The sequence below is a fragment of the Ruegeria sp. BF12 genome (genome assembly GCF_056538705.1).
The window spans coordinates 167,907-192,097 of the sequence record NZ_JBQFTP010000005.1 but is presented as its reverse complement, the minus strand read 5'-3'; the positions used below and the strand labels follow the sequence as shown (position 1 = coordinate 192,097).

General features: G+C 56.7%; 22 protein-coding genes. 9 read left to right on the top strand and 13 right to left on the bottom strand.

The window, feature by feature from the left end; genetic code table 11:
* Window positions 1-15 precede the first annotated feature (15 nt).
* The gene (locus ACR0J0_RS10625) at window positions 16-501 is read right to left on the bottom strand and encodes an ureidoglycolate lyase (protein ID WP_480663725.1); all 486 of its coding nucleotides are present in this window, start codon (window positions 499-501) and stop codon (window positions 16-18) included.
* Window positions 498-1,910, bottom strand: coding sequence for an allantoinase PuuE (puuE, locus tag ACR0J0_RS10620; RefSeq protein ID WP_480663723.1), 1,413 nt, complete (start codon window positions 1,908-1,910; stop codon window positions 498-500). The genes ACR0J0_RS10625 and puuE overlap by 4 nt, the downstream gene beginning before the upstream one ends.
* A gap of 146 nt (window positions 1,911-2,056) precedes the next feature.
* On the opposite strand from puuE, the gene uraH reads away from it, so the two are divergent.
* Entirely contained in the window at window positions 2,057-2,410 is a 354-nt protein-coding gene (gene uraH, locus ACR0J0_RS10615) for a hydroxyisourate hydrolase (protein WP_480663721.1), read from the top strand.
* A 5-nt stretch (window positions 2,411-2,415) separates the two neighbouring features.
* Here the strand turns inward: uraH and ACR0J0_RS10610 are convergent, their stop codons facing one another.
* On the bottom strand, window positions 2,416-3,336 hold the full coding sequence (locus ACR0J0_RS10610; protein WP_480663719.1) for a LysR family transcriptional regulator: 921 nt from the start codon (window positions 3,334-3,336) through the stop codon (window positions 2,416-2,418).
* Between the two features lie 101 nt (window positions 3,337-3,437).
* Here ACR0J0_RS10610 and ACR0J0_RS10605 point away from each other — a divergent pair, with 101 nt between their 5' ends.
* Window positions 3,438-4,670, top strand: a complete 1,233-nt coding sequence (locus ACR0J0_RS10605) for a urate hydroxylase PuuD (protein WP_480663717.1) — start codon at window positions 3,438-3,440, stop codon at window positions 4,668-4,670.
* 67 nt (window positions 4,671-4,737) lie between these two features.
* Here ACR0J0_RS10605 and ACR0J0_RS10600 read toward each other — a convergent pair whose 3' ends face one another.
* Window positions 4,738-5,640: a LysR family transcriptional regulator gene (locus ACR0J0_RS10600; RefSeq protein ID WP_480663715.1), complete on the bottom strand. Its 903-nt coding sequence runs from the start codon at window positions 5,638-5,640 to the stop codon at window positions 4,738-4,740.
* 155 nt (window positions 5,641-5,795) lie between these two features.
* Between ACR0J0_RS10600 and xdhA the strand changes: the two genes are divergently transcribed.
* The 5 genes from xdhA to guaD all read left to right on the top strand — a co-directional run bounded on the left by xdhA (window position 5,796) and on the right by guaD (window position 13,508).
* On the top strand, window positions 5,796-7,259 hold the full coding sequence (xdhA, locus tag ACR0J0_RS10595) for a xanthine dehydrogenase small subunit (RefSeq protein ID WP_480663713.1): 1,464 nt from the start codon (window positions 5,796-5,798) through the stop codon (window positions 7,257-7,259).
* 15 nt (window positions 7,260-7,274) lie between these two features.
* Complete coding sequence (gene xdhB / locus ACR0J0_RS10590) at window positions 7,275-9,593, top strand: xanthine dehydrogenase molybdopterin binding subunit (protein ID WP_480663711.1); 2,319 nt, start codon at window positions 7,275-7,277, stop codon at window positions 9,591-9,593.
* Between the two features lie 3 nt (window positions 9,594-9,596).
* Complete coding sequence (gene xdhC / locus ACR0J0_RS10585; RefSeq protein WP_480663709.1) at window positions 9,597-10,475, top strand: xanthine dehydrogenase accessory protein XdhC; 879 nt, start codon at window positions 9,597-9,599, stop codon at window positions 10,473-10,475.
* Window positions 10,476-10,518: 43 nt separating this feature from the next.
* Window positions 10,519-12,120 carry a xanthine/uracil/vitamin C permease gene (locus ACR0J0_RS10580; RefSeq protein WP_480663707.1) on the top strand — a complete coding sequence of 534 codons (1,602 nt, stop codon included), beginning with the start codon at window positions 10,519-10,521 and terminating at the stop codon, window positions 12,118-12,120.
* 62 nt (window positions 12,121-12,182) lie between these two features.
* Window positions 12,183-13,508, top strand: a complete 1,326-nt coding sequence (gene guaD, locus ACR0J0_RS10575; protein WP_480663705.1) for a guanine deaminase — start codon at window positions 12,183-12,185, stop codon at window positions 13,506-13,508.
* 381 nt (window positions 13,509-13,889) lie between these two features.
* Here the strand turns inward: guaD and ACR0J0_RS10570 are convergent, their stop codons facing one another.
* The gene (locus ACR0J0_RS10570; RefSeq protein WP_480663703.1) at window positions 13,890-15,377 is read right to left on the bottom strand and encodes a flavin-containing monooxygenase; all 1,488 of its coding nucleotides are present in this window, start codon (window positions 15,375-15,377) and stop codon (window positions 13,890-13,892) included.
* 12 nt (window positions 15,378-15,389) lie between these two features.
* Window positions 15,390-15,848 carry a cupin domain-containing protein gene (locus ACR0J0_RS10565; RefSeq protein ID WP_480663701.1) on the bottom strand — a complete coding sequence of 153 codons (459 nt, stop codon included), beginning with the start codon at window positions 15,846-15,848 and terminating at the stop codon, window positions 15,390-15,392.
* 121 nt (window positions 15,849-15,969) lie between these two features.
* Between ACR0J0_RS10565 and ACR0J0_RS10560 the strand changes: the two genes are divergently transcribed.
* A complete protein-coding gene (locus tag ACR0J0_RS10560; RefSeq protein ID WP_480663699.1) occupies window positions 15,970-16,941 on the top strand; it encodes an AraC family transcriptional regulator in 972 nt (323 codons plus the stop codon).
* 94 nt (window positions 16,942-17,035) lie between these two features.
* Here ACR0J0_RS10560 and pcaF read toward each other — a convergent pair whose 3' ends face one another.
* Genes pcaF through ACR0J0_RS10525 form a run of 7 tightly spaced genes read right to left on the bottom strand, consistent with a single transcriptional unit; the run spans window position 17,036 to window position 23,223 of the window.
* Window positions 17,036-18,241 carry a 3-oxoadipyl-CoA thiolase gene (gene pcaF, locus ACR0J0_RS10555; protein ID WP_480663697.1) on the bottom strand — a complete coding sequence of 402 codons (1,206 nt, stop codon included), beginning with the start codon at window positions 18,239-18,241 and terminating at the stop codon, window positions 17,036-17,038.
* Between the two features lie 43 nt (window positions 18,242-18,284).
* Window positions 18,285-18,686 carry an acyl-CoA thioesterase gene (locus ACR0J0_RS10550; protein WP_480663695.1) on the bottom strand — a complete coding sequence of 134 codons (402 nt, stop codon included), beginning with the start codon at window positions 18,684-18,686 and terminating at the stop codon, window positions 18,285-18,287.
* Window positions 18,687-18,689: 3 nt separating this feature from the next.
* Window positions 18,690-19,379, bottom strand: coding sequence for an ABC transporter ATP-binding protein (locus ACR0J0_RS10545; RefSeq protein ID WP_480663693.1), 690 nt, complete (start codon window positions 19,377-19,379; stop codon window positions 18,690-18,692).
* Entirely contained in the window at window positions 19,376-20,131 is a 756-nt protein-coding gene (locus ACR0J0_RS10540) for an ABC transporter ATP-binding protein (protein ID WP_480663691.1), read from the bottom strand. The genes ACR0J0_RS10545 and ACR0J0_RS10540 overlap by 4 nt, the downstream gene beginning before the upstream one ends.
* Window positions 20,124-21,107 carry a branched-chain amino acid ABC transporter permease gene (locus ACR0J0_RS10535; protein ID WP_480663689.1) on the bottom strand — a complete coding sequence of 328 codons (984 nt, stop codon included), beginning with the start codon at window positions 21,105-21,107 and terminating at the stop codon, window positions 20,124-20,126. Before ACR0J0_RS10535 ends, ACR0J0_RS10540 begins: the two co-directional genes overlap by 8 nt.
* A 1-nt stretch (window position 21,108) precedes the next feature.
* Window positions 21,109-22,026 (bottom strand): branched-chain amino acid ABC transporter permease, encoded by a 918-nt coding sequence (locus ACR0J0_RS10530; RefSeq protein ID WP_480663686.1) that lies wholly within the window; start codon window positions 22,024-22,026, stop codon window positions 21,109-21,111.
* Between the two features lie 60 nt (window positions 22,027-22,086).
* Complete coding sequence (locus ACR0J0_RS10525; RefSeq protein ID WP_480663684.1) at window positions 22,087-23,223, bottom strand: ABC transporter substrate-binding protein; 1,137 nt, start codon at window positions 23,221-23,223, stop codon at window positions 22,087-22,089.
* A 511-nt stretch (window positions 23,224-23,734) separates the two neighbouring features.
* Here ACR0J0_RS10525 and ACR0J0_RS10520 point away from each other — a divergent pair.
* Window positions 23,735-24,178, top strand: coding sequence for a MarR family winged helix-turn-helix transcriptional regulator (locus ACR0J0_RS10520; RefSeq protein ID WP_480663682.1), 444 nt, complete (start codon window positions 23,735-23,737; stop codon window positions 24,176-24,178).
* Window positions 24,179-24,191: the final 13 nt, after the last annotated feature.

The following is a 24,191-nucleotide window of genomic DNA, read 5'->3' as shown; positions in this document are numbered from 1 at the left end:
TTCCGGCCACGTCCCTCATTCCGTGATTAAAAAAGCCTCCCCGAACCAGTGCTCTTCGAGGTTGGGCCCGGCTCCAATTCGGTCGACCACCGCAAAGAGTCCGGGTGCATGAAGTGGCGTCAACACGCCATGCCAAGTGTTGCGATGATAGTTCACGCCCTGCCCCGGCGCTGTTTTGAATGCGATGGGCTGTCCTGGTGTGCCGTCTAGATCCGGGGCCACAACCACAACAAAGGGTTTGTCCGACAAGGGCAGAAACGCTTGGCTTCCCTCCGGGTGGCGTTCAACCATCTCCAGCTTGATCGGCAGGCTAAAGGCTTCTGATTGAAACACACTAATTCCAGCGCGCCCGTCATGAAAATCCAGCGCGGCGCGATCGTGATACCGTGCGCACTTGCCCTGATTGATGTATTTGTCCGCGTCGCCCGCCACTTCGATGACATCGCCAAACGGGGCAAAAGCCTCTGCATTCAGTGGCCGGAGTTTTAACGCTGTTGTCATTCCGCAAACTTCTCAATCAGGCGCAATTCGGCGATCCGTTCAACCTGACGGCAGGCCTCAGAAAATTCGGTGTCCCGGTCGCTGTCGATGCGACGTTGAAAGGCTGCCAGAATGCTGGCTTTCGTGTTGTCCTTGACCGCAATAATGAAGGGAAAGCCAAACTTGGTCGTGTAGGCCTCGTTCAACGCAGTGAATGTTGCGCGTTCCTCATCGGTCAGCATATCCAAACCGGCCCCGGCCTGTTCAGCTGTGCTTTCCTTGGTCAGTCGTCCAGCCGCGGCTAGCTTGCCCGCTAAATCCGGGTGAGCGGTCAGAACACCAAGGCGTTGTTCGTCAGAGGCCGTTCGGAATACTCGGGCCAACGCGTTGTGAACACCGGCAGCATTGTCATGGGTCGGCCCCAGCTCAAGATCATACGCACCTTCGGCAATCCACGGGCTGTGTTCGAACACGCCGCCGAATTCGGCAACAAAGGTGGGCTGGTCCATTTCGGACGGGGTCAGGCGTTGCATCGGTGGGTGTTCCTTTGCCCAGTGGTCGGCAATCTGTTCGCGTGTGGCAAACCAGACACCGTCGTATTTCTTGAAGTAGTCCAGCGCACGTTTTAGCGCCATGGCGCGACCGGGGCGGCCAATCAAACGGCAGTGCAGACCAATCGAGAGCATTTTCGGCGCGCCGGCTTCACCCTCGGCGTAAAGCATGTCAAAGCTGTCCTTCAGATAGCTTTCGAACTGCTGCCCATTGGTGTACCCAGCCTGGATCGCAAAGCGCATGTCATTGCAGTCCATCGTGTAGGGCATGATGAGTTGATCCTTGCCCCCAGCCTTGGTCCAATACGGCAAATCGTCGGCGTAGCTGTCGGCGATATAGGCAAAGTCACCTTCCTCAGCGGCCAGATCGACAGTGTTCATAGAACAGCGGCCCGTATACCAACCACGCGGTGGCTGACCTGTAACCTCGGTGTGCAGCCGAATTGCTTCACGGATCTCGGCGCGTTCTTCTTCCGCGCCCATGTCCTTGTGTTCAATCCATTTCAAACCATGGCTGGCAATCTCCCATCCCGCGTGCTTCATCGCCGCAACTTGCGCTGGTGCGCGGGCCAAAGCCGTGGCGACGCCGTAAACGGTAATCGGCAGATCCTGGAGAAGGTGATGCACACGCCAGAACCCGGCGCGGCTGCCATACTCATAGATCGATTCCATGTTCCAGTGCCGCTGCCCCGGCCATGGGGCGGCACCTGTGATTTCGGACAAGAACGCCTCGGACGCGGCATCGCCGTGCAGGACGTTGTTTTCGCCACCTTCTTCATAGTTCAGTACAATCTGAACCGCGATCTTTGCATCATTGGGCCAGTTTGCTTTTGGCACTTGCCCACCATAGCCGGTCAAGTCTCGTGGATAGCGCGTCACATCAATTTCCTTCTTCTTCTTTTCATCAATACCTCAGATAATTTTAGATGTTTTTCAAAAAATTCAGAAAGCAGCTTCGAATAGACAGCCTTTGCCCCCTGCGACGAAAACAGATTAGTTACCGTGTAACTTGAGGAGTAACGCACATGACCGGTTACCTTACGACACATGTTTTGGATACGGCGCGGGGGTGCCCCGCCGAAGGATTGAAAATCGAGCTGTTTCGCATCGATGGCGCAGAACGCACTTTGCTGAAAGCTCTGGTCACTAATGACGATGGCAGGACCGACGAACAGATTTTGCCCGAGGCAGAGTTTTCAACAGGCGAATACGAACTGATCTTCTATGCCGGAGATTACCTTGATGCCTCAGGCACCCCTCCTGAGGACCCACGTTTTCTGGACGTGATACCGATCCGCTTTGGCATGTCCGAACACTCACATTATCATGTGCCGTTGCTTCTTTCGCCCTTCGGTTACTCGACCTATCGTGGAAGCTGAGCGACTTACCGAAACGTATTTGTCGCGGCAATTGAAGATCCGATGCGGTCTATTATAAACTCCATGAACAGCCGCGTTTTAGGATCCTGCATACGGCGGTGCGTAAACAGACAAGCCATTTGAATCGGTTCCGGCGGCGTTTTTTCTGCAACCGGGACCAGATTTCCGGCCTTAAGATGCTGAGCAATCTCAAAAATCGGTTTCAGTGCAATGCCATGGCCGCCCAGCGCCCAATCCGTCAACACATCGCCGTCATCTGACTCATAACGCCCAGAGACTCGGAAACGTTTTGGTCCCGCATCAGTTCTCAAGAGCCACTGAAATTCGGTCGCACCCGGAAACCGCAAACTGAGACACTCATGCTGATCAGCGATAATGTCATCGCCGCTCTCAGGCATCCCACGTTTTTTGATATATTTCGGAGATGCGCAAAGCACTCTTTCGACATCAGCAATCTTGCGAATACGCAAGTTGCTGTCCTCTGGCTGACCGAGGAAAAACGCCAGGTCCAGTCCCTCAGTGGTCAGGTCCACCTTTCGATCCGTCAACCTTAGCCTAACATTCACCTCCGGGTATTCGGCCAGGAACTTTGGCACCTGCGGCGCAATCAATCGTCGCCCAACACCCAAAGGCGCTGCGACATAAAGTGAACCTTTCAGGTTCTCTGTAATGTTGACGATCTGAGCTTCAGCGCGATCAACCGCTTCAAGTATCTCTGCCGCCCCCCGATAGAAAGATTTTCCTTGCTCGGTGGGCGTAAGACTGCGCGTAGTGCGTTGAAACAACCGCACACCGAGATGCTCTTCCAGTTGTGAAATTCGTGCCGAGGTCACGGCCGGTGAAACCCTCAGATCACGGCCTGCGGCAGACATGCTGCCCAATTCGTAGACACGGACAAAAGTGCGAATGTTGTCAAGATAGGACATTTTTTTGCATTTTTTGATACTGCTTGGTCTTTACCAGCAATACCAGAACAAAACTGTCTCGCATAGAGTGACCGGAACTAAAGAATCTTAGGAGCAATGCCATGTATGACCTGGCCGTAATGTGGGAGTGGATCGCCTTTTCCGTCCGCTGGCTGCATGTGATCACCGCAATGGCGTGGATTGGAGCGTCATTCTATTTTATCGCACTCGATCTCATGCTTAAGCCGAACCCCGCCCTGCCGGATGGGGCCTACGGCGAAGAGTGGGAAGTGCATGGGGGCGGGTTCTATCATACCGTCAAATACCTGGTGGCACCTGCGCGGATGCCTGAACACCTGACCTGGCACAAATGGCAAAGCTATACGACCTGGCTGTCCGGTGCGGCTCTGCTGATGATCATTTACTGGGTCGGCGGCGAGTTGTTCTTACTTGATCCAACCAAAGTGGATTTGGCGCTGTGGCAGGGTATCCTGATCTCCGGCGGATCACTAACCATTGGTTGGCTGCTGTACGATCAGATGTGTAAATCCAAGCTGAGCGACCACCCGACCGTACTGATGCTATTGCTGTTCGTGATCCTTGTGATCATGTCCTGGGGCTATAACCAGATATTCACCGGTCGTGCCGCGCTTTTGCATCTTGGTGCGTTCACCGCGACGATCATGACCGCCAACGTGTTCTTTCAGATCATGCCAAACCAGCGTATTGTGGTCGAAGACCTCAAGGCTGGTCGCACGCCAGACGCCAAGTACGGCAAGATCGCCAAGGTGCGTTCTACGCACAACAACTATCTGACTTTGCCGGTCGTGTTCCTGATGCTGTCAAACCACTATCCGCTGGCCTTCGGCACCGAGTATTCCTGGATTATCGCCAGCCTGATCTTTCTGACTGGTGTCACTATCCGTCACTACTTCAACACGATGCACGCAACCGGAACCGGCCCGCACTGGACTTGGGCAGCGACAGTCATTCTCATGGTTGTGATCGCTTGGCTTTCTTCGGTGAGGCCCACGGAGACCTGGGAAGATGCGGAAGCGCGGGCACTTACACCGTATGAGGAAAAATATGCGTCAGCCGCTGGTTTCGAAGAAGCGTACGACACGGTTATCGGCAACTGTTCCATGTGCCATGCACGCGAGCCGGTTTATGGCACCATTAAATGGGCCCCCAAGAAGGTGTACCTTGAAACACCCGGCGACGTTGCCCGTCAGGCCGACCAGATTTATCTGCAGGCAGGGATCAGCCATGCGATGCCGCCCCCATCTGCGGTGCAAATGGATGACGAAGCGCGCCAAACCATCATTGCATGGGTGCGTGAAGTCAGAGACCAGTAAATGCCGGCGCTCACTAAATCGAAGATTGCAAACCGGGTCGCGACGCCCGGTTTTTCTGTTTTTTGCGCTACGCGAAATAGCGTTTGCTGTGCTGCGCGATATGTTCAACAAACAGGCGCACTTTGGGGTCTTGAAGTTTCTTATGTGGATAGAGACACCCGAAAATCGTTGGTAATGGTGGCGTTTGGGGTAGTAACTCGACCAATCGACCATCGTTTAGGTATTCGCGCACATCAAAGCGCGGCTTATTAACGATCCCCCTGCCCGCCAAAGCCCAGTCGGTCAGCACGTCACCGTCATCCGCATCGTATCTTCCACGCACTTCAAGTTTCCGCGGGCCCATGTCGGTCTTGAGCGTCCAGAAATACTCAGGAGATCTGGGATAGCGCAGCAACAAGCAGTTGTGCGGTGTGTGCAACAAGTCATCTGGTGTCTTAGGCACACCAAATTGCGATAGGTAATCCGGCGACGCGCACAGGACCCGATCGCAATCCGCGAACTTCCGCAATTTCATTGTGGAGTCGCCGGGTTCTCCAATAAAGAATGCGATGTCCAGCCCGTCCGCTAGAATGTCCACCTTCCGGTCGGACAAACGCATACGAATCTCTGTCTCAGGGTAGCGATCCGAAAACTCCGGGACCAATGGCGCAACGATTCTCCGCCCGACGCCCAGCGGTGCAGTGATGCGAATGGCGCCACGGGGAGCATCTGAAAAGCTGGCGACACGCGCCTCGGCGTGATCCAATGCCAGCAGAACGGCCTTGGCCTCATCGTAAAAAATTGTTCCAACTTCGGTCGGCGTCATTGACCGGGTTGTTCTGTTGAACAGCCGCACGCCCAAATGGTTCTCCAACTCTTTCAAGCGCTTGCTGGCCACCGCCGGAGTCAACCGAAGGTCGCGCCCACCGGACGTAATGCTGCCCAACTCCATCACTCTGACAAAGACACGCAGACTTTCAATGTACGACATTTGATCCTCCCAGTGGTGAGAGAGTGCGTTACGATCAATTCTTTTTCAACGTTCTGTTGAAAGTATTTGCCATTTGCGGCGATTTTCCGACCCAATCTTTGCTTTTATGGTCCTTCCGATCACCCGCCGGAAGGCAGGGGCAGAGGGAGAATTCCATGACGCATCGCACCAACATCCAGTTTATCCTCAATGGCAAGGATGTGTCCGTCCCAAACGTATCAGCAGACCAAACGCTTTTGGACTTTCTGCGCCTGGAGCGCCGTCTAACTGGTACAAAGGAAGGCTGCGCCGAGGGCGACTGCGGCGCGTGCACCGTGCTTGTCGGACGGCTTGGCGACGCCGGCCTGACCTATGTCCCAGTGAATGCCTGTATTCGGTTTCTCGCCTCCGTCGATGGTTGTCATGTTGTGACAATCGAACACCTGTCCGGTCCCGACGGTCGCCTGCACCCCGTTCAACAAGCCATGGTCGAGCATCACGGCAGCCAGTGCGGGTTCTGCACACCGGGGTTCGTGATGGCGCTTTACGCCCTTTGGATGCAGACACCCGAGCCGACCGAAGCGCAGGTTGAGACCGCTTTGCAGGGCAACCTGTGCCGCTGCACCGGATATGAACCAATCATCCGCGCCGCCGTTGCCGTCAGCCGTTATGGCACCCCAGCGTCGGACTACTTGAATACTGAGCGAGAATTCATGACCAAACGTCTGGCTGGTCTCAAAGACGGACGGCGCGTTGCGTCCGGCCCTGAGAACAACCTGAGCATTATCCCATCCAGCGTTGATGACCTTGCCGAGTGCCTGCAGACGTACCCCAAGGCCACAATCGTGGCTGGTGCCACAGATGTAGGTCTGTGGGTCACCAAATTCCTGCGTAACATCGGGCCTGCCATCTTCACAGGTCACCTCGAGGACCTGAAAACCGTCGAAAGACAGGGTTCCCTCCTCCTGATCGGTGCTGGTGCCAGCTACACCGATTGCCAGGAACTCCTGTCAGAGCACTTGCCGCACCTGTCCTCTTACTGGGATCGCATCGCAGGGTGGCAGGTGCGGAATATGGGAACCGTTGGCGGGAACATCGCCAATGGCTCCCCCATCGGGGATACGCCGCCTGTTCTGATCGCGCTCGGCGCGGACATCACGCTGCGCCGTGGCTCAGAAGTCCGGACCCTGCCTCTCGAGGAGTTTTTCATCGACTACGGCAAACAGGATCGCAAGCCTGATGAGTTTGTTGAAAGTATCCGTGCCACTCTGCCCGGGCCTAACGATCTGGATGCGGCCTACAAGATTTCCAAGCGCCGCGACGAGGATATCTCTTCCGTGGCGGCCGGCATCCACATGACGGTCACGGACGGCACCATCAGCAACGCCCGTATCGCATTTGGTGGCATGGCTGCCACGCCCAAGCGTGCATCGTCTGCCGAGGCGGCGCTGAACGGTCAACCCTGGGCACGCGAAAGCTTTGAAGCCGCCGCTGTGGCGCTGGCGCGAGATTTCTCTCCTCTGACCGATTGGCGTGCTTCGTCCGACTACCGGATGCTGACCGCGCAAAACCTGCTGCGTCGGTTCTTCCTCGAATACGACGCTAAAACCGACACCCCCGTTCAACTGGCTTGCGCCTAATCAGGAGACGACAAAGTGAAAGACAACGTTTCCATCATTGGGGCGGCCCACACCAACGTAAACCACGACAGCGCGATCAAGCATGTCACTGGGCGGGCCGATTACACCGACGACATTGCCCAACCCGAAGGCACGCTGCACGCGTATCTCGGCGTCTCTGACGTCGCGCACGCCAAGCTATTGGGCGTCGACTTCACCGATGTTCTGGCCGCGCCCGGCGTTGTCGGCGTGTTGACCGCGGATGATGTGCCGGGGGCCAATGATATCAGCCCGACACATCTGAACGACGAACCGGTTTTCCCAACCGATGCCATTCAGTTTCATGGGCAGCCTTTGTTTGCTGTAGTTGCCGAAACCCGCGACATCGCGCGCCGGGCCGCCGAACTGGCAAAGATCGAGTACGAAACCCTGCCCCACGCGCTGGACCCTATTTCCGCGCAAGACGCCGGATACCCGCATGTCACGGCACCGCTCAAGCTGGAGCGCGGCGATGTCGCGCCCGCGCAGGAAGCCGCCCCCAATCGGATCAAAGGCCGGATGAGTGTTGGCGGTCAGGATCACATGTACCTCGAAGGTCACATCGCTTTTGCCATTCCCGGCGAAGACGATGACGTGGTCGTGCATTGTTCCACGCAGCACCCGTCCGAGGCGCAGCATATGGTAGCCCATGTTCTTGGCGTACCGTCCAACGCCGTTGTGGTCAATGTGCGCCGCATGGGTGGCGGATTTGGCGGCAAGGAAAGTCAGATGAACCTGTTCTGCGCTGTTGCTGCTATGGCCGCGAAGAAATGGAACCGCGCCGTGAAAATCCGCCCCGACCGGGATCAGGATATGACGGCGACCGGTAAACGCCATGACTTCGTGATCGACTACGATGTCGCCTTTGACGACGACGGCCGCATTCGGGCTGTCGAAAGCAGCTTTGCTGCGCGGTGCGGGTTCTCGGCCGATCTTTCGGGCCCTGTGACCGACCGGGCGCTCTTCCACGCGGACAACGCCTATTTCTATCCAAACGTGCGCCTGAACAGCCACCCGATGAAAACCAATACGGTTTCGAATACCGCGTTTCGCGGGTTTGGCGGACCGCAAGGCGTGATCGCGGCAGAACGGATGATCGAAGAAATCGCTTATGCCACGGGGCAGGACCCGCTGGATGTGCGAAAGGCCAATTTCTACGGCGCCGACGACCGCAACATTACCCCGTACCACCAAGAGGTCGAAGACAGCATTCTCGACCGGTTGGTCGGAGAGCTGGAAGAGACCTCGGAATACCGCCAGCGCCGACAGGACATCATCGAATTCAACAAGACTTCGCCGATCCTGAAAAAAGGTATCGCGCTGACACCGGTCAAATTCGGTATTTCCTTCACCGCGACCTGGTACAACCAAGCCGGTGCCTTGGTTCATGTCTACAATGACGGCTCGATCCACCTGAACCACGGCGGCACCGAAATGGGGCAGGGCCTCAACACCAAGGTCGCGCAGGTCGTGGCCGAGGCGTTCCAGGTTGATTTCAGCCGGATCAAGATCACCAAAACGACCACCGAGAAAGTTCCCAACACCTCGGCTACTGCGGCCTCCAGCGGGACCGACTTGAATGGTATGGCCGCCTTGAACGCGGTCGAACAGATCAAAGAGCGTCTGGTGAAATTCGCAGCCGAGAACTGGAACGTCGCCCCTGAGGAAGTGGCTTTTCACGCCAATCAAGTCTTTATCGGCCAAGATGTTCTGCCGTTCGAAGTGTTCATCAAGCAGGCCTATCTGGCCCGTGTGCAACTGTCGGCAGCCGGGTTCTACAAAACTCCGAAAATCCACTGGGATAGGGCCAAGGGTCAAGGGCGACCGTTCTATTACTACGCCTATGGCGCGTCGTGCTCGGAAGTGACGATTGACACCCTGACAGGTGAGTACCGCGTAGAACGTACGGATGTGCTGCACGATGTCGGACGTTCGCTGAACCCGGTGCTTGATAAGGGTCAGGTCGAAGGCGCGTTTATTCAGGGCATGGGGTGGCTGACCACCGAAGAGCTCTGGTGGGATGATGCCGGTCGTCTGCGCACGCATGCTCCGTCGACTTACAAAATCCCGCTCGCGTCAGACCGCCCGCGCATCTTCAATGTCAACCTCGCCGATTGGTCAGAAAACCGCGAATTGACCATCAAACGGTCCAAGGCCGTTGGCGAGCCACCGTTCATGTTGGGAATCTCGGTGTTCGAAGCCCTGTCGATGGCCGTGGCCTCTGTTGCCGACTACCGAGAATGCCCACGCCTTGACGCTCCGGCAACCCCCGAGCGTGTGCTGATGGCAGTTACACGGCTGAAAGAAGGTCCCTGAGCCATGACCGCCCTGGGTTCCCTAAACGAATTTCTGTCCGCTCAGCGTTGCGTGATCCAAGTTGCCCTTACGCGTGTGCGCGGGTCTTCTCCACGCAATGAGGGGACAGAAATGTTCGTGACTCCAAAGGCACTTTGGGGAACCATTGGTGGTGGGCAATTGGAATTCATGGCCATCAACGCAGCGCGGGACATGCTGCGCGACGGTACGCTGCACCAGGATTTGGATGTACCGCTTGGCCCTGAAATCGGGCAATGCTGTGGTGGTCGCGTCGAGTTGCAGCTGAACCGTATGCGAGTGTCAGACAAATGGGCCGCAACAGAACGTGCGGCCCGGCGCGAGCAAGCACTGCCGCACGTATACGTCATGGGCGCAGGCCATGTCGGGCGTGCATTGGCAATTCAGTTTCAGCACCTACCGGTACGCTGCATCCTCGTCGATACACGCGCTGACGAAGTCGAGCTTTGCACCGCAAATGTCGAAACCCGAGTGAGCGCCATTCCAGAGGCCGAAATCCGGAGTGCCCCTGCAGACAGCGCCTTTATCATTCTGACCCATGATCATGGGCTCGACTTCCTGCTGACGTCTGCAGCGCTGGAACGTCAGGACGCAGCATATGTGGGGATGATCGGATCCGCCACCAAGCGGGTAAAGCTCAGAAACTGGGCGCACAAAAACTGTGACGGACAGTCTATCGAACACTTGAATTGCCCCATTGGGGCAAGCGGTAGCCGCGATAAGCGGCCCAGCGTCATCGCCGCCTTTGTGGTGGCCGAAGTGATGGCTGAATTGACCTCTGAAACTGCCGCGACCGCCCTGACCGGGGCAAACCAGGCGCCCGCCGAGGGCCACCATAGCGACCGGAAAGGGAGAACGGCCTGACATCCGTCGGGCAATTCCGGTCATATCAGAGGAGGAGACCGTCATGGACGGGAGGACCTACGAATACAAGCTGTTTACCCGCAGCGACTTCAGCGCTTTCTGGGCGCTGTTTACCGACAACCTTGTGAACCTGCTGATCCTTTCCGGGGTCTGCCAGTTCGTGTTTCAGATGCCTGCAGAGATCGTCTTTGGCCGCATCGTTCCCGGTGCCGCTATCGCGATTTTGGCCGGTGTGGCCGTCTACACGTACCTCGCCAAATGGGCGGCATCCGCTCAAGGCAAAGACGTAACGGCCTTGCCCTACGGCATCTCGACACCGGTAATGTTTGTCTACTTGTTTGGCGTGATCGGACCCATTTACTGGGCGACCAACGACCCGATGCTTGCATGGCAAGTGGGTATTGGCGCCGGATTTATGGGCGGCATCGTGGCTGCACTTGGTTCCGTGATCGGACCGTACCTCAAGCGGATCACGCCGCGCGCCGGGATGCTGGGCACGCTTTGCGGCATCGCACTGGTCTTCATCGGCGCCGTCCCACTGGCGGAAGTCTTCGAAAACCCAATCATCGGCTTCACGTCACTGCTGTTTATCCTCTGGGGCCTTATCGGTCGTTTCCGCCTTCCGGGCAATGTACCCGCCGGTTTGGTTGCAATTGCTGCCGGTACCGTGATCGCAATTCTTCTTGGTGAGTCCAAAATTGACGTAAGCGGCATCGGTTTTTACCCACCGATCCCGTATTTCGGTGACCTCGTTGCCGGTGTGCAGTACCTGTTCGCAAACCCCGAGCTGTTCCTGGTGCTGATCCCCGTGCAGATCTACAACTTCATCGAAACGATGAACAACGTAGAGTCCGCCGAAGCTGCAGGCGACCATTATCCGGTCGGACTGTGTCAGGTGACGGACGGAGCAGGCACGATGCTGGGTGCTCTCTTTGGTTCGCCCTTCCCGACAACCGTTTACATAGGTCACCCAGCCTATAAGCGGCTGGATGCTCATGCAGGGTACATCGTCGGTGTGGCAGTCGTTATCGCTGCTGCTGCGTTCCTTGGCTTTCTGTCCTTTCTTGCCGGCCTGATCCCGATTGCCGCCGCTGCACCTGTTTTGGTCTTTGTCTCTGTGAGCCTAATCACCAATACAGCCTGGGCTGTGAAGCCGATGCACATGGCAGCTGTGTCCTTTGCGATCTTGCCTCACATCTCGGCCTTCCTGATGGTTAAATGGGGTTCATTGATGAATGCTCTGCGCAGTTCCGGTGTCGAAGGTTTGCCGTCTTTGGGTGATGAGGGGCTGACTGCGGCCCTTCTCATGGAAGGTGCCCATTACGAAGGTCATCTTGCCTTAAGCCAGGGTGCGATCATTACTGGTTTGATCTGGGGTGCAATCGTGGCCGACGTGATCGACGGTCGATTCCGGATGGCAGCGGCGTTTGCTTTCGCGGGCGGACTGATGTCTTCGTTTGGAATCATTCACTCCTACACGCTGCAGATGCCTCAGCTTGACGGGATCACTGTTGGCTACTGGATCATCGGCGCATTCCTCTATGCTTACCCGGTGCTCGCACCGAAAGAGGACCTCGAGCATCGCGTCATCGTGCCGGATGAGCCGGATCTCATCGACGACGACTCGCCCGCCCAACAGGCCTGAACCATCGAGGGCAGCTGCACGGCTGCCCCCACCCTTCCCTTTCAAAGTAACCGAGACTATTCATGACACAGAGATTGCTCCGCGGTCGTCTGCTGACCTTTCACCGCGAACCGCAGAACGGCGAAGATTTCGACGCTTACACTTATCTCGAAGACGGTGCCTTGCTGATCCAGGACGGGATCATCCAGGATACAGGACCCTTCGCCGAGATCAGTGCGAAAGCCGGGAATGTACCAGTGACAGACCATCGCCCGCATCTGATGATGGCTGGTTTCATCGACACGCACATTCACTTCCCGCAAGTACAGGTGATCGCCTCTTGGGGCGCGCAACTTTTGGATTGGCTCCACAACTACACCTTTCCGGAAGAGACCCGCTTTGCTTCGGAAGAGCACAGCACACTTATGGCTCGGGCGTTCTTCGATCAGCTCGTCACGCACGGCACGACGACTGCTGTTGCATATTGCTCGGTCCACAAGACATCGGCGGACGCCTTCTTTACCGAAGCGACAAGACGCAACATGCGCATGCTTGGTGGCAAGGTCCTGATGGACCGCAATGCGCCCGAAGGTCTTCAGGACACGCCACAATCCGGGTACGATGACACTAAGGCCTTAATCGCGGATTGGCACGGTAAGGGCCGGAACGGCTATGTCATCACGCCTCGTTTCGCAATCACGTCAACCCCGGAACAGATGGCGATGGCGCAAGCGCTGGCGCAGGAACATCCGGACTGCCACATCCAGACGCATCTGTCGGAAAACAAGGATGAGATCGCCTTTACCAAGCAACTTTATCCGCAGGCCCGCGACTATCTGGATGTCTACCAGTCTTACGGTCTGCTGGGGCAAAAAACGTTTCTTGGGCACTCCATCCATCTGGAACCACGCGAGATCGACGCTCTTGCCGAAACCGGTGCGCATCCCGTGTTCTGTCCGACCTCAAACTTGTTTCTTGGCAGCGGTCTTTTTGATTATAGTGGTTTGAGAGCGCGAGGTATATCGAACGGTATCGCGACCGATGTTGGGGCAGGCACCAGCTATTCGATGCTGCAAACCCTGAGCGAGGGTTACAAGATCCTGCAGTTGCAAGGGTCGGCACTGCATCCTCTACAGGCCTTTCACTGGGCAACGCTCGGAAATGCGCGCGTTCTTGGGTTGGAAGATAGAATTGGAAATCTCGACCCCGGAACCGAGGCAGACGTTGTTGTCCTGAATGCGCGCAGCACGCCCTCCATGGCCTTACGCATGAACCGTGTGGGCAGTCTTGCAGAGGAGTTGTTTGTTTTGCAGATGATGGGAGATGACCGCGCGATTGAGGAGGTATATGTCTCCGGATCACCCAGCAAGATTACGCCTGATCAAATACCCAAGGCCCAAGTTTCATAACGGAATCGCCAGGCTATCTGACTGTTCTTACCGTGCCACTCGCTTCGGATGAGGATTTCGAACAATATGGGTTATGTCGCAAGCTTTTGGTTCAGATTGAGGGAAGGCTTGTTCCGTCGCTCGGACGGGATGAAAACAAGGGGCTTGCCGTGATTATCTCAGATTCGACAAAGTACACCGATTTGTCTTTCACTTTGATGTACGTTTCACCCATTCTTCAGGAAGGGTCACTTGCGCACTCAGTACACCTACAGCCATTCACGCACTACCTATGTGAGCTTCGCCTGCATGAAAGTCCTGCATATCCGAGGTTCGGATTGAATCTCTGTCAGCCCGACTAAAGTCGGGCCGATCTTTTTTGCGGCCGGCGCATCCGAGGTGCTACACCGCCTGGTACTGCGGGCAGGAGGCGAGGTATTCACCGTACGCCCTGTGGTTGGGATAGCTGAATTGCTCAGCCAACGGGTTCGACCGTTTGTTCTTTTTAGCCCCCATATCCGCAAGCAATTCGTCAAGGTGCTTAAAATGGAACGGCGCCGAGCACTGACCGCCATAGATCTGAGCCGCAGGGCGCTCATGCCGTTTCCAGTTCAGCATCATGTCGATGTTCTCATTCATCTGTGCTGCGGTCGGTTGTTGTTCCAGTTGACCATCAGCATAGCGCACCAGCCAGTTCGCGATCATCTCGGCCGACAGGATGGTGCAGAACGACGAATTGAACCCGACAAATCCCATATCCGGCAGGTCGGGATTTACCGACAGACGATAGGTCCGGTACTGGCCATCGGATTCAATCAGCTTATCCTGATATTCTTGCGGCAAGTACGGAACGCCCATCTTCCAACCCACGGCAAGGATCGAGACGTCGGCCTCAACCTTTTCTCCGGTGCTCATGTAAATGGTCTTGCCGTCGTACCGGTCATAAGTGCCTTCGATGTTCTTTAGCGTTCCGTCGTTCAACGCTTCAAACAATCCCGGGGTCACAATAGGTACTGAACAGGAGATATCCTTCTCAATCGGGACTTTGGGTACAAGGTTATGCTTTTTCAGCCCGAGTTGTAATTTGAGCAAGGTCTCCAGCCCACGGAAGTTCGCCCAGACCAACGGCTTGAAAAGGGTCGCGATTGTGCGTTGCAGGCCGGTCCTGCCCCAAGAATTGAACTGCTGTTCCTGCGCCCGCATGTAGAGCAGCCGTTTGAAGTTGATGCCGCCCACGAAATAGGGAATGCGCCACATCCGTTCACGATAGACCCAATGGACAGAACGCGCGCCGTTCTTGACGGCATTGACCGCAATATCCGTGGCGGACTTGGACCCGCCCAGCACCACTACGCGTTTGCCTTTGACCACCGAAGGGTCCGTGTATTCGGACGAATGCATGACCTGCCCACCGGCCGCTTCAAAGGACTCCTGACCGGGATGGGTAATGATATTCTTGTCCGAGAATTGTCCGGTGCCGATGGCCACGAAATCGAAATCCTCGGTCCAGCGCTGGCCGCCGGAGTCCAGCGTCAGGGTCCAACCGGGTTCCCCGTCCGAGCGCCGATCCATGGAAACCACATTGGTGTTGAGCCGGAAGAGCCGCTGCAGATTGTGCTTGTCTGCATAGGAATGCAGATAGGCGTGCACCTGAGGACCCTTGGGCCATTCCGGATATTCATCCGGCATCGGGTGATCGGTATAGCAATATAGATCCTTGGGGGATTGGGTCTGCACATCCGGGTAAGACCGGCTGAGCTCCCATACACCGCCAAAATCGTGGCTTCGTTCGAAACCGACGACGCGGTGGCCGCGTTCGTCAAAGGCCTTGGCGGCCGCAAGGCCCGAGACCCCGCCCCCGATGACCGCTACTTTTTTGCGTTTGGCCATGTCTGAACCCCCTTAACCCGCGCCCGGAGGCGGCGGCAGGAAGTCGACCTCGTGCAGGGCCGACAGGCGCACCAGTTCGTCGGGGTCTGTCACGCCGTCCAGCTGACCAAAAAGGTCAAAGAGCTTGCGAGCCGGCGCAACGCCAAAGACACATGTCGCCTCCGCCCCAGAGCGGTTGAAGATGCCATGCGACTTGCCCATCGGCATCCGCACGAGATCACCGGCACTGGCCGGATTCGTTGTTACTTTGCCTTCATCATGGCCAAACTCGACCTCCAGATTTCCGGTCAGCATATATATCCATTCATCCTGCGTCGGGTGGATATGGGGCGGGACAAAGGTGCCGTCCGGGATCTGCGCGTGCCAGATAAATGCATTCGGGCTGTGCAGTTTCGGGGTGTAAATATGTCCGACAACGTTCCAGGCCCTGTCGCCGACATGACCGTCGCTTTGAGTGATGCCCAGGTCCATGTTGTTTCCTCGCTGTTGTTGCAGGAATACTCTGCACCGAACCGGGTCCGAGGCATTATCCACTTTGCGAGTCAAAAAGGTTCAGGCTTGAAATAGTTTTCCCATCGGGTAGTTTTTTTTCATGGGGCATCAGGGCACATTGCTTGAGAACTATAATGTTCTGCGCACGCATAAGCTGGACGAAGCGCGGGCAGCCGTAACGCAGCGCTATTGCGATCATCGGCTCGAGCTTTTCTCAGATGGTGAAGTCACGGTCGTGCATCACCATGTTCGCGGCGCTCAGGTCTCGCTTAACGTTCTTGGGTATGGGGCCGACGTCGCGATCAACCCCGGAGAACTAAAGGATTTCTATCTGCTGCAACTGCCGATGGCCGGCAGCGCCCGGATTGAACATCGCGGCGAAGAGGTTGAGGCGAGCGCCAGCTGCGGCACGTTGCTCAACCCCGACAGGCCGTCGCGGATGGTATGGAAGGGTGACTGCCGCAAGCTGATGGTTCAGATCGACGCGGATTACCTTTCGCGCGTCGCAACCGAGGAAATCGGCGCAGAGCTTCCCGGACCTGTGCGATTTGACCCGAAAGTTGTGCTTTCGAAAAAGGCCGGTCAGCGTATCAGGGCCATGTCTCTTATTGCGGCACGGGCCTTTGATACGGGACGCGTGCGACCGATCGCGCAGGATCTCAACCTGCTCACGCTAGAGCGGCAGATTGCGGTCACCTTGCTGAAAAACCAGCGCAGCAATATCTATCACCTCATGAATGCGGTGGTGCCGCCCTGCTCTGCCGCGCATGTGCGCCGCGCCATTGCCTTTATCCATGAAAATGCCCACGACAACATCGGGTTGTACGATATTGCATGTGCCGCAGGGGTGCATCACCGCACGCTGCAAACGGCGTTTCGCGAGAGTTTGGACATGACCCCGATCCAGTTTTTGCGCGACGTTCGTTTGGACAAGGCGCGGTTTCATCTTCTGCGGCGTCAGAACCGCGCGAGTGTGTCTGAAATCGCCTATGACTGCGGTTATAGCCATTTGGGTCGCTTTTCTCGGGACTTCCGCGCACGGTTCGGCCACGCGCCAAGCGAGACCCGGTAGATCCGCGGCCTCCTACAGGAAACAGGGACTGGAAATCATAACAGAGTTCAAAGTGAACTTTCAAAACGGCTGGTCAGACGGAATACCGCCGGTGCTACACGCGCTCTATGATGATTGCGGCTCCCTGCCCGACACCGACACACATAGAACACAGCGCGTATCGCCCACCCGTTCGGCGGAGTTGATAGGCGGCGGTCATCACCAGTCGCGCGCCAGACATACCCAGAGGATGTCCCAGAGCGATTGCGCCGCCATTGGGATTCACGTGTGGCGCATCGTCGGGCACGCCAAGTTCGCGCAGAGACGCCAACCCCTGAGCGGCAAATGCCTCGTTCAGCTCCATAACATCCATCTGATCAATGCGCAGCCCGGCGCGTGCAAGTACCTTGCGCGTCGCGGGTACAGGGCCAATGCCCATAAGGCGCGGTTCCACACCCGCAACTGACATACCCACGACGCGTGCCAGCGGCGTCAGGCCATTGCGGTTAGCAGCGGTCTCGTTTGCCAGCAAGATGGCGGCGGCCCCGTCGTTGACGCCCGAGGCATTGCCCGCGGTAACCGTTTTGTCAGGCCCGTTTATGCCGCGCAGACCGGACAGCTTTTCCACACTAGTTCCCGGCCGGGGATGTTCGTCCTCTTCCACGATAATCGGCTCACCTTTGCGTTGCGGAATCGTGACCTTGGTGATCTCGTCCCGGAAAAACCCGCTGTTCTGCGCAGCGGACCAGCGGGCTTGGCTGCGGGCAGCAAAAGCATCCTGATCGGCGCGGTTGATACCATAGTGCTCGGCCACGTTGTCGGCCGTCTGCGGCATCGAGTCGGTGCCGTACATGTCTTCCATCACCGGGTTTACAAAGCGCCAGCCGATGGTCGTGTCATAAACCGCATTGGCTCGTGAAAAGGCGCTGCTGGCCTTAGGCATCACAAACGGCGCGCGGGACATGCTTTCCACGCCCCCTGCAATTGCCAGATCATAGTCACCGGACCGAATTGCACGGGCAGCCATGCCCACCGCGTCCATGCCTGATGCACAAAGCCGGTTGATCGTAGTGCCCGGCACCTCCACCGGCAACCCGGCCAAGAGCGCCGCCATTCGCGCTACGTTGCGGTTGCTTTCACCCGCCTGGTTCGCGTCCCCAAGAATTACGTCATCCAACGCGGCCCAATCCACCTGTGGATTCCTCTCAACCAAAGATGCGATCGGAATCGCCGCCAGATCATCGGTGCGCACCTGCGCCAGCGCGCCGCCATACCGGCCGATCGGGGTGCGTTGTGCGTCACAGATAAATGCGTCGGTCATAACTCAACTCTGTTCTTTGAATATGCGTGGCAGTGTGTTTGCCTTACCGGTTCAGGAAATGATCGATCCTGTGGCGAACCCGATCAGGCCACGGTTGCGGTCGTCCCTGCTCGTTTACGAATACCAGGGTCGAATTGGTCTCGAATCTCGTTTCGCCGTCGCACTTCGCCCGAAGTGCAAGACCCATGGACGTGCGGCCCAGATTGGTGACCTCCAGTTCCATGTTCAGTTCTTCGCCTATCCTGCAAGGAGCCAAGAACCTGGTCGAGGTTTCAGCAGTTGGAACCGCTCCATCCCGGTGAATCTCTGCAAAGGGAAAGTCCAGTTCCTGTTCAAAAAAGGCCTCGACGCAGTCATTTATCATTTCGAAAAACCGCGGGTAGAAGACGATTCCTGCCGGATCACAGTGCCTGAACAGAATTTTCTGCGGAAAGTTAAAAGCCATGGCTCAGACCCCAAGATACTTGTCAGTGATTTCCGGAGTGAGCGAACCAAAGTCCCCCACCCAAACCGACCTGCCCTTTTCCAGAATGACGGCTTTGTCGGCAACCGCGGACAATTCCTTGAGGGATTTGTCCACAACGATAATCGCCATTCCGGTTTCGGCTTTCAGCTTGGAAATCGCCGTCCAGATTTCCTGCCGAACAACTGGTGCAAGGCCCTCGGTCGCCTCATCCAACACCAGAAGACGGGGGTTGGTCATCAGCGCCCGGCCAATGGCCAGCATTTGCTGTTCACCGCCCGACAGGGTGCCAGCGGTCTGATCCTTGCGTTCCCTCAGTCTGGGAAACAACCGGGCGACCCTGGCGAAATCCCATTCACCCGGTCGCGCGGCGGCGATCAGGTTTTCATAGACCGTCAGATCGGTGAAGCATCGACGCCCTTCCGGCACCAGCCCTACCCCCATGCGAGCAACCTTATGGGGGGGCAACCGAGTGATATCCTCGCCACTGAACAAGACCGAGCCTCCGCGGTTTTTCAATAACCGGCAAATGACCTTGATCGTGGTCGACTTCCCCATCCCATTACGGCCCATCAGTGCGACAAGCTCGCCGTCCTCAACCGAAAGATGGACATCGAACAACGCCTGAGACGGTCCGTAAAAGGCGGACACATGGGCCATTTTCAAAAGGCTCATACTGCGTCCTCCTCGCCCAGATAGGCACTGCGTACAGTTGGATTTGACCGAATCTCTGCGACCGACCCCGATGCAATGATTTCGCCGTAAACCAGCACGCTGATCCGATCGGCCAAGGTGAAGACGGCATCCATGTCATGCTCAACCAGCAGGATGGGCGCTTTGCTCCTTAAGCCGTCAAGGAAACCGATCAGGCGTTGAGAGCCTTCCAGCCCAAGCCCGGCCATAGGTTCGTCCATCAGAAAGGCCTTGGGCTCCAGCGTCAGGGCGACCGCAACCTCTAGCTGGCGCCGCTGACCATGAGACAGGTCGGATGTTCTGAAGGCGCGAAACTCCTCCAGACCGACCTGTTCGAGGGCGTTTTCGGCGGCCTGAACCAGCTCCTTATCTTTCATGACTGGTTTGAAGAACCGGAACACATCGCCACGATGACCCAATGCTCCCAGAACCGCGTTTTGCAAAACGGTGTAATCCATGGCCAGAGACGAAATCTGGAAGGTTCTCCCCATGCCCAGTCTCGCACGTGCGGCCGTCGACAACGGGCTGACGTCCGTCCCATCGAAGTAGACGCTGCCCTCGTCCGGCTGCAGCCCTCCGGCGACTTGCTTGATCAGCGTCGACTTTCCCGCACCGTTTGGTCCTATCAAAGCATGAATTTCACCCGGACGCAGATCAAGGCTGATGTTTTTACTTGCGACCAGCCCGCCAAACCTTTTGGTCAGGCCACGTATGTCGAGAACCGGCTCAGTCATGTGCCACCTCCCGGCCCGCGATCAGTCCGAACAGCCCGCCCCGGGCAAACAGCACGACGCCAAGCAGGATGGCACCCAGGTAGATGTGCCAATACTCGCTTAGCCCGCCAAGACTGTGTTCGAGCAAAACGAACAGGGCAGCCCCGGCAACGGGTCCGAATACTCGACCGACCCCCCCGAGGATGACAAAGATCATGATTTCGCCCGATGTCTGCCAACTAAGCATGGACGGGCTGACAAACCGATTCAGATCGGCGAACAATGCGCCGGCCAGCCCGGTAATCGCACCGGATATCGTGAAGGCTGTCAGATAGAGGCGATAAGGTACCTGCCCCACGGCCTGCACGCGGTCTTCATTTTGCCGCGCCGCCTGCAGCATCAACCCGAATGGCGATTTTTCGGTCCTATATACGCCGTAGACCACCACCAGAAGCAGCACATAGCAAATGATGAAGAACTGGATCGGATCCATGGTGTTCAAACCGGGAAACCCGTTCCGCACGTAAATCGAAAGGCCGTCTTCGCCACCATATGCAGACCAGGATATCGTGAAATAATAGAGCATTTGCCCGAAGGCGAGTGTGATCATAATGAAGTAAACACCCGTCGTTCGCAGGCTCAATGCGCCGATAGCCAGCGCGGCGAGGGCACCAACAACGGTGGCAACCACCCAGATGATCATCATCGAGTTTGTGCCTTCGACCAAGACTGGCCATTCCAGCAGTGGTGTGTAGGTCTGGGCATGATAAGCCAGAATGCCCATGGCATAGCCGCCGAGACCAAAGAATGCAGCGTGGCCAAAGCTGACCAGCCCACCAAAGCCAAGTGCGAAATTCAGTCCGATGCCCGCAATCGAGAAGATCACCGCGCGCGTGACCAACGTGATCAGGAAGGGTTCATCCGAAAACCACGCCGCCGTTGGGATCACAATTAGCAGGATGAGAAGGCCGCTGTTCAGCAAGGATTCCCGTTTCATTTCATACCCCTCCAAACAGCCCTTTGGGCCGAACCAAAAGGACGCCCGCCATAAGGATGTAAATTGACATTGAAGCCAGCGACGATCCAACCGAAGTGGCCGCTGAAGGAGAAAGGAACAGGGCGAACAGTTTTGGCAGCAGGAAGCCACCCAATGTGTCGGTAAGGCCAACCAGAATTGCGCCGATCAATGCGCCTTTGATCGACCCGATCCCGCCGATCACGATCACGACAAACGCCAGGATCAGAACGGGTTCGCCCATACCCACCTGCACGGATTGAATTGCGCCGATCAGCGCACCGGCCAACCCCGCAAGGGCTGCTCCAAGCGCGAAGACCAGCGTGTAGAGACTGGAAATGTCGATCCCCAAAGCGCCGATCATTTCCCGGTCGTTCTCTCCGGCCCGGATGCGGATACCAATCCGGGTTTTGGCGATCATCCAGAACAGCCCTGCAGCTACGGCCAATCCAACCACTATGAGGCTGAGACGATAGCGGGAATATTCGATACCGAACGGCAGCGAGACGGAGCCCGACAAATAATCGGGCGGGTCAAGAAACAGGGGAAATGACCCAAAGACCCAGCGTGTTCCTTCTGAAAAGATCAGGATCAGCGCAAACGTGGCGAGAACCTGATCCAGATGATCGCGATCGTAAAGCCTGCGGATGACGGTGGTTTCGACCACGATCCCGGCGGCGGCAGCGGCAGCCAGACTTGCCATGAGTGCGAGCAGAAACGAACCGGTCGCGGCCGCAACCGCTGCGGCGGCAAAAGCCCCGATCATGTAAAGCGATCCGTGGACGAGGTTGATCAACCCCATGACCCCGAAGATCAGTGTCAGGCCAGCGGCCATAAGGAACAACATAACGCCGAACTGTAAACCGTTAAGCGTTTGTTCCACCAAAAGAATCCAGGACATACTTACCCCTGTTTCAGCACAAACCCGCCCGTCTTTTCGAACGGGCGGGTTTAGGGCAATTTACATCTGGCATTCGGCGGCGTAGGCGTCGCCGCGATCTTCAAGAGCAACCGAAATGATGCGGTTGGTGTAGACATCGCCTTCCTTGATCACCTCGCGGACATAGATGTCCTGAATCGGGTGATGGTTGGGGCCAAACTCAAAGTCGCCACGGGTAGAGGAGAAGTTGGCCGCTTTCAGTGCTTCCCGGAACGCGTCTTGATCGGTGACATCGGCCGAGTCCATCGCTGACATCAACAGGTTCGCGGTATCAAAGCCTTGGCTGGCATAAAGCGAAGGCAGCCTGCCGTATTTGGCCTGAAAGCTCTCGACAAACGCTGCGTTGGTCGGGTTATCAATGTCTTTCGACCACTGCGACGTGTTGTGAACACCCAGAGCGGCATCACCCACGGCCTGCAGAATTCCCTGATCAAAGCTGAACGCGGGGCCGACAACCGGCAGGTCGACGCCACTGTCCGCGTATTGCTTCAGGAACGAAATCCCCATTCCCCCCGGAAGGAAAAAGAACACACTGTCCGCGTCCGATGCGCGGATCTGGGCGATCTCGCTGGCATAGTCGGTCTGGCCCAGCTTGGTGTAGATTTCGCCGGCCACGTCACCTTCGTAAAAACGCTTGAAGCCCGCAAGCGCGTCTTTCCCGGCAGGGTAATTCGGCGCAAGGATGAAGGTTTTTTCGTAACCCGTCGAGTTTGCATGGGCGCCGGCCGCCTCGTGCAGATTGTCATTCTGCCACGCAACATTGAAATAGTTCTGGTGACATCCGCGCCCGGCAAGAGGCGAAGGACCGGCGTTGGGCGAAAGATAGAATTTGCCCTGCGCCACCGCTCCGGGCACCACGGCCATTGCAAGGTTGGACCAGATGATGCCCGTTAGAACGTCGACCTTCTCGGATTGGATCAGTTTGTCCGCAAGCTGAACCGCGATGTCCGGTTTACGCTGGTCGTCTTCAATGACGACCTCAATGTCGTCCCGGCCGGATTGCTCGACAGCCAGAACAAACCCGTCGCGCACATCAATCCCCAGTCCGGCTCCGCCACCCGACAAGGTTGTTATCATCCCGACTTTCAGGCCCTCTGCCTGAGCTCCGGTGGTCAGAGCGGCTGTGCATATTGCTGCAAGCAACGGTTTTAGTGACATGATGATCTCCCAGTTTATTGTTTGGCTTGCTCTGAAGGTGAGCGGTGTCAGCGTCCGCCCGATCCCGGCAATGTCAAGAAGGCTTTAGTCTTTTTGCCTCCCGGCACATCTCGTATTTTGGGGGGTGCACAGTTTAAACAGCAGGTCAAATGTCCCGCTTGGAGAATTGAGTCCGGAGTGAATTTTGCGGAGATATCTCTCATGCTTCACTTGATTTGACTGTCCGGGGCGCGTCGCACCCCTACCCTCCGATTTATTGGCCAAAGGTGCATTTAGCATGTACAGATGTAGCCGAAACTTCAACAACGTTCAAGCTTAAAGTTTCAAGCTTGAAGAAGTGTATCTGTTATCTCTGATGAGGCGTGACCAGAAAGCATCGAACACGAAACAGTCCGAGCTGGACCGCAAAAACAACCCATAATGCTTTAAGTTTAAAGAACCATCGTCTAAGATCGATTTTGCAAAGCGACTTAACATCGCGTGACTTTCTTGAAATGGGGCCTTCCGGTCAATGAGTGACAAAGATGAACTGGCAAGACGGCGTCTCAGAGCCTGGATCAGACTCCTGCGAGCAACGCGCGCAACAGAAAACCACTTGCGGGAATTCCTAAGAACGCAACACGACACCACGCTGCCTCGCTTCGATGTTGCGGCCGCTTTGTATCGCCACAACAAGCCGATGAAAATGAGCGAGCTAGGAAAGCTATTGCTGGTGTCAAACGGCAATGTCACGGCGATCGTTGAGCGGATGGAAAGTGACGGGTTGGCCAAACGCTGGCAAAGCCCGGATGACCGCCGCAGCGTGCTTGTGGCGCTCACGGAGTCCGGGCGGAACAAGTTTGAAGATATGGCCCGCGCGCATGAGGCCGAGGTCAATTCGCTGTTCAGCGGCCTTGATGACAGCGATCTGGATTTGGTTCGGGACCTGTTGCACAAGGTCGAGCGTGATCACTGACCAGCGCCAATGC

What these genes read in the sequence shown, in the direction of transcription:
- ACR0J0_RS10625 (WP_480663725.1), bottom strand. Translation starts at nt 501, where the DNA reads ATGACAACAGCGTTAAAACTCCGGCCACTGAATGCAGAGGCTTTTGCC.
- ACR0J0_RS10565 (WP_480663701.1), bottom strand. Translation starts at nt 15,848, where the DNA reads ATGGACCTGGGCATCACTCAAAGCGACGGTCATGTCGGCGACAGGGCC.
- xdhA (WP_480663713.1), top strand. Translation starts at nt 5,796, where the DNA reads ATGACGCATCGCACCAACATCCAGTTTATCCTCAATGGCAAGGATGTG.
- ACR0J0_RS10580 (WP_480663707.1), top strand. Translation starts at nt 10,519, where the DNA reads ATGGACGGGAGGACCTACGAATACAAGCTGTTTACCCGCAGCGACTTC.
- ACR0J0_RS10570 (WP_480663703.1), bottom strand. Translation starts at nt 15,377, where the DNA reads ATGGCCAAACGCAAAAAAGTAGCGGTCATCGGGGGCGGGGTCTCGGGC.
- ACR0J0_RS10520 (WP_480663682.1), top strand. Translation starts at nt 23,735, where the DNA reads ATGAGTGACAAAGATGAACTGGCAAGACGGCGTCTCAGAGCCTGGATC.
- xdhC (WP_480663709.1), top strand. Translation starts at nt 9,597, where the DNA reads ATGACCGCCCTGGGTTCCCTAAACGAATTTCTGTCCGCTCAGCGTTGC.
- guaD (WP_480663705.1), top strand. Translation starts at nt 12,183, where the DNA reads ATGACACAGAGATTGCTCCGCGGTCGTCTGCTGACCTTTCACCGCGAA.
- ACR0J0_RS10605 (WP_480663717.1), top strand. Translation starts at nt 3,438, where the DNA reads ATGTATGACCTGGCCGTAATGTGGGAGTGGATCGCCTTTTCCGTCCGC.
- uraH (WP_480663721.1), top strand. Translation starts at nt 2,057, where the DNA reads ATGACCGGTTACCTTACGACACATGTTTTGGATACGGCGCGGGGGTGC.
- ACR0J0_RS10530 (WP_480663686.1), bottom strand. Translation starts at nt 22,026, where the DNA reads ATGTCCTGGATTCTTTTGGTGGAACAAACGCTTAACGGTTTACAGTTC.
- ACR0J0_RS10540 (WP_480663691.1), bottom strand. Translation starts at nt 20,131, where the DNA reads ATGACTGAGCCGGTTCTCGACATACGTGGCCTGACCAAAAGGTTTGGC.
- pcaF (WP_480663697.1), bottom strand. Translation starts at nt 18,241, where the DNA reads ATGACCGACGCATTTATCTGTGACGCACAACGCACCCCGATCGGCCGG.
- ACR0J0_RS10525 (WP_480663684.1), bottom strand. Translation starts at nt 23,223, where the DNA reads ATGTCACTAAAACCGTTGCTTGCAGCAATATGCACAGCCGCTCTGACC.
- ACR0J0_RS10600 (WP_480663715.1), bottom strand. Translation starts at nt 5,640, where the DNA reads ATGTCGTACATTGAAAGTCTGCGTGTCTTTGTCAGAGTGATGGAGTTG.
- ACR0J0_RS10610 (WP_480663719.1), bottom strand. Translation starts at nt 3,336, where the DNA reads ATGTCCTATCTTGACAACATTCGCACTTTTGTCCGTGTCTACGAATTG.
- ACR0J0_RS10535 (WP_480663689.1), bottom strand. Translation starts at nt 21,107, where the DNA reads ATGAAACGGGAATCCTTGCTGAACAGCGGCCTTCTCATCCTGCTAATT.
- ACR0J0_RS10545 (WP_480663693.1), bottom strand. Translation starts at nt 19,379, where the DNA reads ATGAGCCTTTTGAAAATGGCCCATGTGTCCGCCTTTTACGGACCGTCT.
- ACR0J0_RS10560 (WP_480663699.1), top strand. Translation starts at nt 15,970, where the DNA reads ATGGGGCATCAGGGCACATTGCTTGAGAACTATAATGTTCTGCGCACG.
- ACR0J0_RS10550 (WP_480663695.1), bottom strand. Translation starts at nt 18,686, where the DNA reads ATGGCTTTTAACTTTCCGCAGAAAATTCTGTTCAGGCACTGTGATCCG.